Below are 9,407 nucleotides of genomic sequence, written 5' to 3' on the forward strand. Positions count from 1 at the left end.
AAATGGTTGACACCATAATTGCTGTGGCTCTTGACTTAATGAATCCGAAACATTTAAAAAATTGGTTTACTAACTGCTGCTACTGTACCTCATAACATCCGGAAGTGCTGTAATTTAAGAGTTGGCGATCGCACGTCGAAGGGTATGTATAAATGATACTGATAGTGTTGAGTTCCCCAAAAAATGATGACACCTCAAGTCAGCGCTCCCCAACTCAGTATCGAGCAAATAGTGTTAGAAATATTTTCTGCTCGGAGAATTACCCGTACCGATCAGCGGCGGTTGATGTCGATGTTACTGGCAAAAGATTTTCTGAGTTCTGAAGAACAAAACTCTATCAATCGGATGTTTGAAAGTCTGCGTCAGGGTGCTATCAGAGTTGTAGATTAACTCTGAGCCTTCTAGAATACTGTCAAAAACCAATTATCTTTTATTATAAACATATTTTCTTACCACAAAAAGAATGCAGGAGTCAGTAGTCAGAGATTGGTAGAAATTATTCAGAATAATGACTTATGAATTCTGCATTCTTCCACAATTTTCCGCTTAGCAGTGAGTAACAATCAATAAGTTTCGGGCGAGATACGCTCTTGGATGAGGTAATTGATATGGTGGGGGTATGCAAGATCGAGATCGCAGAAACAGCCGAAGAACTTAAGAGCCTATTAACAAAACAAAAAACTGCTAGTAGCTTTCAAAAAATTCAAGCCTTGTATCTGCTCAAAAGTTGTCAAGTCAAGACAGTAAAAGACTTAGCACTTACTATCGGAGTAAATAGGATTACAGTACAGCGCTGGTTAAAAAAGTACCGCACTCACGGATTGTATGGACTCCTAGAAACAAAGCACAGCGGAGGCCGAAAACCCGCTATTCCTGCTAAGGCCCGTGCCGATTTGAAACTACGACTTAGCGATCCTCAAAAAAGCTTCAAGAGCTACGCAGAAATTCAAGAGTGGTTACAGCAAGAGTACAATATTAACGCCTCCTACAAAGCAGTTTATGCCACAGTTAGATATCAACTGAAAGCCAAACTAGCTAAAACTTAAGGGAAGGAAGAAGGAAGAAGGAAGAAAAATTTAGTTATCTAGGAGAGAAGGAAGAATGTTTATACGGTCAGCTTTTTAGCCATCTAAGGTAAAAATCGATCCAAAGCCGCCTTGAGTTCTTCAATCTCACTTTCAATATTACCATCTTTAGCAGCCCTACCAATACACTCAGTTAGATGCTCGTCCAGAATAATCCGCGCCACTCGATCTAAGGCCCCTCGAACAGCAGCAATCTGTATTAACACTTCAGGGCAAGGACGACTTTCTTGTACCATTGTCTTCACACCGCGAATGTGTCCCTCAATCCGAGAAAGCCGATTCACTATCCGGCGAAGAGATGCTTCATTGTGAACGTGAGGGTGAGCAGAGTGGCTGTGGTGATGGTGGTGGCCATCTGCTTCCAAGGGTTGGTCAGCGTCTGGATTAGATAAAACCATGTTGGTTTGTCAATAATTAAAATTTAATATAATCGTAGAGGGCCAAAATTAAACGTCAGGTGAGCGCTCCCGCAAACAAGCGATGTTTTTCAGAGCTAGAGATGGTTGGCAGCGATCGCTCACCCTACCACTAAGTAGAACTCCGATCGCTTGATTCTAAGTTCTGAATTTTTGTATTTTAACTGTCAGAATATCTTTAAGAAGACATAACTGCACATCAGAGAGTTTACGAAAACCTCTCTAAACTTAACCAACCTAGTCCGAGAAAGATTGACGCTATGGGATTTTTAAAGTTTTCACAGCCGTCGCTTCGCGCCCAAATTATTGCCCGTCTGTTGGTAATGACATTGGCGATAGCGATCGCCACCTTCAGCTTCAGCTTACCACCACAATCAGCGATCGCTGCAAGCCTCCCCGATCTGCCTAGCTCTAGCCAGCAAATATTACCTGCAAAGCTTCAAGTTGCACTTCGTAGTTCCCCAGCTCCAGAAACTCACGGCAGTTTCGTCGCCGCAGCGGTAAAGCGAGTAGGGCCAGCCGTAGTCAGAATTGACACCGAGCGTACAGTCACTCGTTCCCTCGACCCATTTTATAACGATCCCTTATTCGGTCGCTTTTTTGGAGACGACTTACGCTCCCAAATTCCGCGCTCAGAGCGCCTCCGAGGTCAAGGTTCCGGCTTCATCATCGACAAAAGCGGGATTGTACTCACAAACGCCCACGTAGTCGATCGCGCAGATAAAGTAACAGTCACCTTAAACGACGGCACTATCTATACAGGAGAAGTACTCGGCACAGACGAAATCACAGACTTAGCCGCAGTTAAAATTACCGCCCCAAGTAGCAATTTACCCATTGCTAGCTTAGGAAACTCCGATGCTGTACAAGTAGGAGACTGGGCGATCGCTGTTGGCAACCCCCTGGGATTTGACAACACCGTAACCCTCGGCATCATCAGCACCCTCAAACGCTCATCCGCAGCAGTTGGCATCCCCGACAAGCGGCTCGACTTCATTCAAACTGACGCAGCCATCAACCCCGGCAACTCCGGCGGCCCTCTCCTCAATGACTCTGGAGAAGTAATCGGCATTAACACAGCCATTCGTCCTGATGCAATGGGAATAGGCTTCGCCATCCCCATTAACAAAGCAAAAACAATTATCACCCAATTAGCCAAAGGAGAAGAAGTCAGCCACCCCTTCTTAGGCATCCAAATGGTCACGCTTACCCCAGAAATCGCCAGAGAAAATAATGCTGACCCCAATGCTCCTTTTAGAGTGTCAGAAATAAAAGGCGTACTTGTTATGCGAGTTATGCCTGATACCCCCGCTCTAAAAGCAGGAATTCGCAGTGGCGATGTCATAGTCGAGATTGACAACGAAGCTGTCACCAGCGCCGCTCAAGTACAAAACATCGTAGAAAATAGCAGAGTTGGTCAAAACCTAAAACTAAAAGTGCGCCGTCTTGACGTAACAAAAGAGCTTTACGTCACAACAGCGCAGCTTAAATAGTTAATGGTTAATGGTTAACGGTTAACTGTTAACAGTTAACCGTTAACCATTTAATCTTCATCCTCATCAAAGTCATAGCCAATCATGTCATCATCTTCCATGATTGAAGAGATCGCATCCTCAGCGCCCTCTTCTAATTCATCATCAATAACGATCGCCTCCTCCTCAAAATCATCATCATCCTCATCATCGACATCAATATCGACATCAACATCGTCCTCCGCAGCACTTTTAACATCGAAACTGCGGTCAGACGTATAAGCGCGGCGAGCAATGCGATCGTCGAGAACCACATCCTCAACCCCTTCAACTCCCTCATCAAATACCCCAGCATCGTAAGCTAGATCGGCATTCATAGAATCCTCATAGGCATTGAATCCAGTCCCAGCCGGAATCAACCGCCCGATGATCACGTTCTCCTTCAGACCTCGCAGCCAATCAGACTTACCCTCGATCGCCGCCTCAGTCAACACCCGCGTCGTCTCTTGGAACGAAGCTGCGGAAATAAACGAATCAGTATTCAGGGAAGCCTTAGTAATCCCCAGTAGCACGGGAGTATAATCCGCCGGCGCACCACCAGTAATACTCATCGCCTCATTCACCTGTTCTACCTGCCGCAACTCGACCAGTTCCCCAGGCAACATCGTCGTATCGCCACCATCATCAATCCGCACCTTATTCGTCATCTGGCGGACGATCACCTCAATGTGCTTATCAGAAATATCAATCCCCTGAGACTGATAAACCTCCTGCACCCCATTCACCAAAAACGCCTGTACCTGCTGGAAACTCTGCAAAGCAGCATCCCAAGTAGAAACCCCGCGCTCCTTGAGAGCTGAGAAGAAAATCTCCACAATCTCATGGGGATTCGCTGGGCCATCGGTCAAAGGATCGGCAGCCTCCACCCGTTGCCCCTCAGACACAACCACATTCTGACCAGGTAACATCGGATAATCTTCAATCCGACCATCATCCTCAATTACCTTCATACCTGCCCCGTCTTCATCCATATCGACTTGAGCAACACCAGCCCGCTTAGCCAAAATACAGGCTTCCTTTGGCTTCCGGGCTTCCAGCAACTCTTCAATCCGAGGCAACCCTTGGATGATGTCTCCCGTCTTCGCTCGTTCAAAGACCAGAATCACTAAGTTGTCACCCCGTTGTACTAAATCGCCATCTTGGACGTGGAGAACAGCACCATTGGAAACCCGATAAGGCCGGGCAATTCGCATCGTTAAGCGGTTTTTGGGAACAGCTACGGCGGATGTGGCCCCCTCTGCGTTCTCGCTTGCTATTGCCTCCACAGAAATCACCTGGCCAGATTCCTCAATAAACACTCCGGGGGCAATTTCCGCACCGGCCACCACCAGAGATCCGGGCTGTATTGCCAGAGCCCCGGAAACCTCAATTGACATCAAATCGGCATCGCGAACGATTAAAATCCGGCGTACAGGTTCGTTACTGCGAGAACGAATACCGCGAATTTCCCCAGATTCCTTACAAAGAATTTCCGTCCGCGCCACTACTGCCCCCGGCGCGATGACATCGCCATCTTTAACTAACAAGCCAGTATTCGTACTGCCCTGAGTAGAATCTGCGATCGCATCTCGCCGAATCGCCAGAGATTCCAGAATCACCAGTTGCAAACGCATCGAACCCGGTTCTTCTTCATCGGGCAACAGCTCAATATCCGCAGCTAAATAAGGGGCATCGTTACCAATTTCTAGCACCAACTGCGTCCGCAATAACTCCAGGCCATCGACTGACTTCACCCGTTCCCCATCTTTATAAGGTAGGCGCTGTACGGCTCGTAGGGCAATGGATTCGCTGATCGCCGTTTGAGAGGGTACGCTGGGACGATCGGGTACGGGAAACTCTACTACTGGCCGCAATAATAAGGCTGGGCCTTCAGTAGTTTCTACATACTCGGCATACCTCAGTTCTTCTGCAATTAAGCCCGGAATGACTTCAGTGCCGGGATTGACGATTTTGCCTTCGGCCAAAGCACCAACGGGGCCATCAATTAAATGCAGTTCCCCTGGTTTAATCACAATTTCGCGGAGGATGTCATTTTTCTGCATCACCTCGACTACGCCGTTAGTTTGGCAGAAAATATCCTTGACGACTTCTGCCCCAGCTTCGACATATTGACCGTCTTCTACTAACAGCAAGGAAATATCCTTATTTACCTCGTGGCACTCTTCGGGAACCCAGAGTAAGGTGCCGCCTTTGACTACTTCGTAGCCCAGTTTTGCCTTACCGCGCTTGTGTACTTCCACGCCGGCATATTTGATAATTCCCCCGGTGGCAGTGCGGTAAGTATCGTCCATTAACTCAGCGACAACTTCCCCATTTTGTACCTTAGAGCCGGGAGTAGCTAACAGCGAAAACCGCTGTACTTTATTCGAGTTTTGAGTTTGGAGTCTTGAGTTTGGAGTTGAAGACTCTCCGCTGGCAGTTTCCCCAGTTTCCTCGCTCTCAATTCCGAGTTCTCCCAGTTCGGCTACGGTTTCAATCGTATAGTGGTCGCGGCCGCCGGCACTTTCTACCCGCACTTTAGCTCGGTCTAGGAGCACGGAAGCGGTGATAATTTCGATTTCCCGCTGGTCAGCAATCCGCACCAGACCGCCATGTTCTGAGACTAGCTTGGTTTGAGCCAGTACGCCACCAGATTTAATGCGATCGCCATTCTTGACTGCGGGTTCTGCCGAGGGCGGTAAGTTGTAGGCTGACCCCGATAAAATCCAGATCAAACCTCCCCTGGAAGCAATGCGGGTGGTGTTCCCTTGGCGGTCGGTTTTTTCTTCCGGGACTACGCCATCGAATTTGACCTCGCCCGCTAAATCCGTCGCTACGTCTTTGGTCACTTTTTCCGTAGTTTTCCGGGCGGCGCGACCGGCCAGAGGCACTTCCGCTAAGAAATCCCCTGGTTGCACCGTTGCCCCATCTTTGACCATCAGCGTCGAACCTTGGACGACGGCGATCGCTACTTTCTGGGCTTTAGCTTTTTTACCTTGAGATCCCTCAGCCCCCGTTAGCACTAACAGACCATTATTTTCTGCCACGAATGCGTCTTCCCCGTGTCGGGTGCGGAAAGGACGGACGCGCAAATCCTGAAAGCGGACGGTACCGGCAAACTCCGCCTTTTCTTGTTTGGCGACTTCCCCAGTAAATACGCCCCCCGTGTGGAAAGTCCGCATCGTTAACTGCGTACCCGGTTCCCCAATCGACTGCGCGGCAATAATGCCGATAGCTTCTCCCAAATCCACCATCCCGGCGTGGGCTAACGACCAACCATAACAGTGCTGGCAAACTGACCGCGTTGATTCGCAAGTCAGGGGCGATCGCACCATCACTTCGGATAACCCACTTTTATCGATCGCGACGGCTAACTCTTCATCGCAGGCTTGATTGCGAACTGCCAATAAATCTCCCGCTTTGACTGGTTTTCCCGTTTTCGGGTCGAGCGCATCTGCGGCCAATACCCGCCCAAATAGCCTGTCTCTGAGGGGAATCAATATTTTCTGACCGTCAGACATGGGACGGACTCGCAGCGATCGCGTTGTCCCGCAGTCAAATTCTCTGACAATTACATCTTGGGAAACATCCACCAGTCGCCGCGTTAAGTAACCCGAATCTGCCGTCCGCAATGCCGTGTCTACTAATCCTTTGCGTGCTCCGTAGGAGGAAATAATATACTCGGTGACTGTCAATCCTTCCCGGAAATTAGTTTTAATTGGCAAGTCGATGATTTCCCCTTGCGGGTCTGCCATCAAGCCTCGCATTCCTACTAATTGGCGGACTTGGGAGATGTTGCCCCGCGCCCCAGAGAAAGCCATCATATACACGGAGTTCAAAGGATCTGAAGCCCGGAAATTCTTCACAACTTCATCTTTAAGGTCTTCGGAGGTACTATTCCAAGTATCAATTACTTTCTGGAACCGTTCTACCCCCGTAATTTCTCCCCTTGTATAGCGAGTTTCGGCTATGCGAATTTCTTCTTCGGCTGCTTCAATTAGCGATCGCTTTGATGGTGGCACTACCAAGTCATCTACACTAATAGAAACCCCGGCTTTAGTTGCATATCTGAAACCCAAATCTTTGAGGCGGTCTGCCAGAGTTGCCGTCCGCGCTGTTCCGCAGTGAGTGAATGACCAAGAAATCAATTTCTTGAGCTGGCCCTTATCCACAACACGGTTGCGAAAAATCACTTTGTTGTCTGCCATTATCGTTCCTGTTATTAATTGCTAATTGCTAATTGCTAATTGCTAATTGCTAATTGCTAATTGCTAATTGCTAATTGCTAATTGCTAATTTGGTACATATCAGTTATGAAATTAAATCTTTAACTCACAACTTTTTCTTACCATTAGCCATTAGCCATTAGCTATTAGCCATTAGCCATTAGCCATTAACTATTAATTGCCGACTCAATTGTTTGGTGATAAATAATTCTCCCCGCTGTCGTGCGGATGTATTGAGAAAGCATCACCCCATCTTTATCCTCACGAACTCGACGGAATTTGTACTCTTTACTCACACTACCGTTCGCCAAATTTTCCACCTTCGGATCGCCCTCCGCCTCCACATTTTCCACTGCGCCGTCAAAGCGCACCCAGATGTAAGAATGGAGATGAATTACCCCCTGTTCGTAGGCAATAACTGCATCGTTAAAATTAGCGAAATAGCGACCTGCCCCTTTTTGGGCCTGGGGATTTTCCGCTGTCAAGTAGTAGCAACCCAGCACCATATCCTGAGAAGGCGTTACGATTGGCCGTCCTGTCGCTGGTGACAAGATATTATTAGAGGCCAGCATTAGCAGCCTTGCTTCCGCTTGAGACTCTAGGGATAGAGGTACGTGAACGGCCATTTGGTCGCCATCAAAGTCGGCGTTAAATGCGGGACAAACTAAGGGGTGTAATTGTATTGCTCTCCCTTCTACTAAAATTGGCTCAAAAGCTTGAATTCCTAAGCGGTGAAGGGTTGGAGCTCGGTTAAGCAGCACTGGATGCCCTTCGATTACTTCTTCGAGCACGTCCCACACTGAAGGATCGCTGCGCTGGATCAACTTCTTCGCTGCTTTGATATTGTTGACTAATCCTTGACGGATCAGGCGGTGGATGACGAAAGGCTGGAACAGTTCGATCGCCATTTCCCTGGGTAAGCCGCATTGATGGATTTTCAGCTTGGGCCCGACTACGATCACGGAACGACCAGAGTAGTCAACCCGTTTACCCAGCAAGTTTTGCCGGAAGCGCCCCTGTTTGCCTTCAATGATGTCTGAGAGGGACTTCAGCGGGCGGTTATTTGCTCCTACTACTGTGCGTCCCCGACGACCATTGTCAATCAGCGCGTCTACAGCTTCTTGCAACATCCGCTTTTCGTTGCGGATGATGATTTCTGGGGCGAGAATTTCTTGGAGTCGCGCGAGGCGATTGTTGCGGTTAATTACGCGGCGATAGAGATCGTTAAGGTCGCTAGTAGCAAACCGACCCCCATCTAGTTGCACCATCGGTCGCAAGTCGGGGGGAATGACGGGAACTACTGATAACACCATCCACTCTGGTTTTGAGCCGGTAGCAATGAAGTTGTCAATCACGCGCAGGCGCTTAATTAGTTTTGCCCGCTTCTGACCCTTTGCGCCGGCAATATCTTCTCGCAACTGTTCTGCTTCTAATTCCAAGTTGATGTTTTGCAGTAAAGTTTGCAATGCTTCTGCACCAATACCAACTTCTACGCCGGACAACTCCGAGTCTTCGCTATAGAGTTGGTCTTCGATTTCTAGCCAAGCATCCTCAGCCAGCAGTTGTTTGTAAGTAAGATTATCGGCATTGCCGGCGTTGAGAACTACATAAGCGTTGAAATAGACAATTTGTTCGACATCCCGCAAGGGCATATCTAATAGAATTGCCATGTAACTAGGGATACCTTTGAGATACCAAACATGGGCAACTGGAGCTGCTAATTTAATAAAGCCCATCCGGTGTCTGCGGACGCGAGATTCAGTGACTTCGACACCACATCTTTCGCAGACAATGCCTCTATGTCTGACTCTTTTGTATTTACCACAATGACATTCCCAATCCTTTGCAGGCCCGAATATCCGCTCGCAAAACAAGCCGTCCATTTCGGGTTTTAATGTTCTGTAATTTATGGTCTCTGGTTTTATAATTTCCCCTACTATTTGACCGTTTGGTAAAGTTCTTTCTCCCCATTGTCGTATCCGTTCTGGAGAAGCCAACCCAATTTTAACGTAGTCAAATCTTTGTTCTAATTTAGCCATATTTACGCCTTTGTTAGTGGTTCGTTGTTAGTTGTTAGTTGTTAATGGTTAGTTGTTAGTGGTTAGTTAATTGGTTGTTAGGTAGTAACGATTTAAGTGCCTTCTTCAAATTTGTAGTAGCGACTTTAGT

The 9,407-nt window shown here is 47.8% G+C and carries 6 protein-coding genes; 3 read left to right on the forward strand and 3 right to left on the reverse strand.

Features of this window, described 5'->3' with window-relative positions; translation table 11 throughout:
- Positions 1 to 183: 183 nt before the first annotated feature.
- Both PN499_RS21515 and PN499_RS21520 read left to right on the forward strand, forming a co-directional pair.
- Complete coding sequence (locus PN499_RS21515; RefSeq protein ID WP_272034462.1) at positions 184 to 390, forward strand: hypothetical protein; 207 nt, start codon at positions 184 to 186, stop codon at positions 388 to 390.
- Positions 391 to 590: 200 nt separating this feature from the next.
- Positions 591 to 1,046: a helix-turn-helix domain-containing protein gene (locus PN499_RS21520; protein WP_157135597.1), complete on the forward strand. Its 456-nt coding sequence runs from the start codon at positions 591 to 593 to the stop codon at positions 1,044 to 1,046.
- 83 nt (positions 1,047 to 1,129) lie between these two features.
- On the opposite strand, the gene PN499_RS21525 is transcribed toward PN499_RS21520, so the two are convergent.
- On the reverse strand, positions 1,130 to 1,483 hold the full coding sequence (locus PN499_RS21525; RefSeq protein ID WP_272034466.1) for a metal-sensing transcriptional repressor: 354 nt from the start codon (positions 1,481 to 1,483) through the stop codon (positions 1,130 to 1,132).
- A 278-nt stretch (positions 1,484 to 1,761) separates the two neighbouring features.
- Here PN499_RS21525 and PN499_RS21530 point away from each other — a divergent pair, with 278 nt between their 5' ends.
- Positions 1,762 to 2,994 carry an HhoA/HhoB/HtrA family serine endopeptidase gene (locus tag PN499_RS21530; RefSeq protein WP_272034468.1) on the forward strand — a complete coding sequence of 411 codons (1,233 nt, stop codon included), beginning with the start codon at positions 1,762 to 1,764 and terminating at the stop codon, positions 2,992 to 2,994.
- 50 nt (positions 2,995 to 3,044) lie between these two features.
- Here PN499_RS21530 and PN499_RS21535 read toward each other — a convergent pair whose 3' ends face one another.
- Both PN499_RS21535 and PN499_RS21540 read right to left on the reverse strand, forming a co-directional pair.
- The gene (locus PN499_RS21535) at positions 3,045 to 7,220 is read right to left on the reverse strand and encodes a DNA-directed RNA polymerase subunit beta' (protein WP_272034470.1); all 4,176 of its coding nucleotides are present in this window, start codon (positions 7,218 to 7,220) and stop codon (positions 3,045 to 3,047) included.
- A 185-nt stretch (positions 7,221 to 7,405) separates the two neighbouring features.
- Positions 7,406 to 9,277 (reverse strand): DNA-directed RNA polymerase subunit gamma, encoded by a 1,872-nt coding sequence (locus tag PN499_RS21540; RefSeq protein ID WP_272034472.1) that lies wholly within the window; start codon positions 9,275 to 9,277, stop codon positions 7,406 to 7,408.
- Positions 9,278 to 9,407 lie beyond the last annotated feature (130 nt).

The sequence above is a fragment of the Kamptonema animale CS-326 genome, assembly GCF_028330895.1.
Taxonomy (GTDB): Bacteria; Cyanobacteriota; Cyanobacteriia; order Cyanobacteriales; family Microcoleaceae; genus Kamptonema; species Kamptonema formosum.

Coding starts and splice junctions, on each gene's coding strand:
- PN499_RS21515 (WP_272034462.1), top strand. CDS start 184: ATGATGACACCTCAAGTCAGCGCTCCCCAACTCAGTATCGAGCAAATA.
- PN499_RS21525 (WP_272034466.1), bottom strand. CDS start 1,483: ATGGTTTTATCTAATCCAGACGCTGACCAACCCTTGGAAGCAGATGGC.
- PN499_RS21530 (WP_272034468.1), top strand. CDS start 1,762: ATGGGATTTTTAAAGTTTTCACAGCCGTCGCTTCGCGCCCAAATTATT.
- PN499_RS21535 (WP_272034470.1), bottom strand. CDS start 7,220: ATGGCAGACAACAAAGTGATTTTTCGCAACCGTGTTGTGGATAAGGGC.
- PN499_RS21540 (WP_272034472.1), bottom strand. CDS start 9,277: ATGGCTAAATTAGAACAAAGATTTGACTACGTTAAAATTGGGTTGGCT.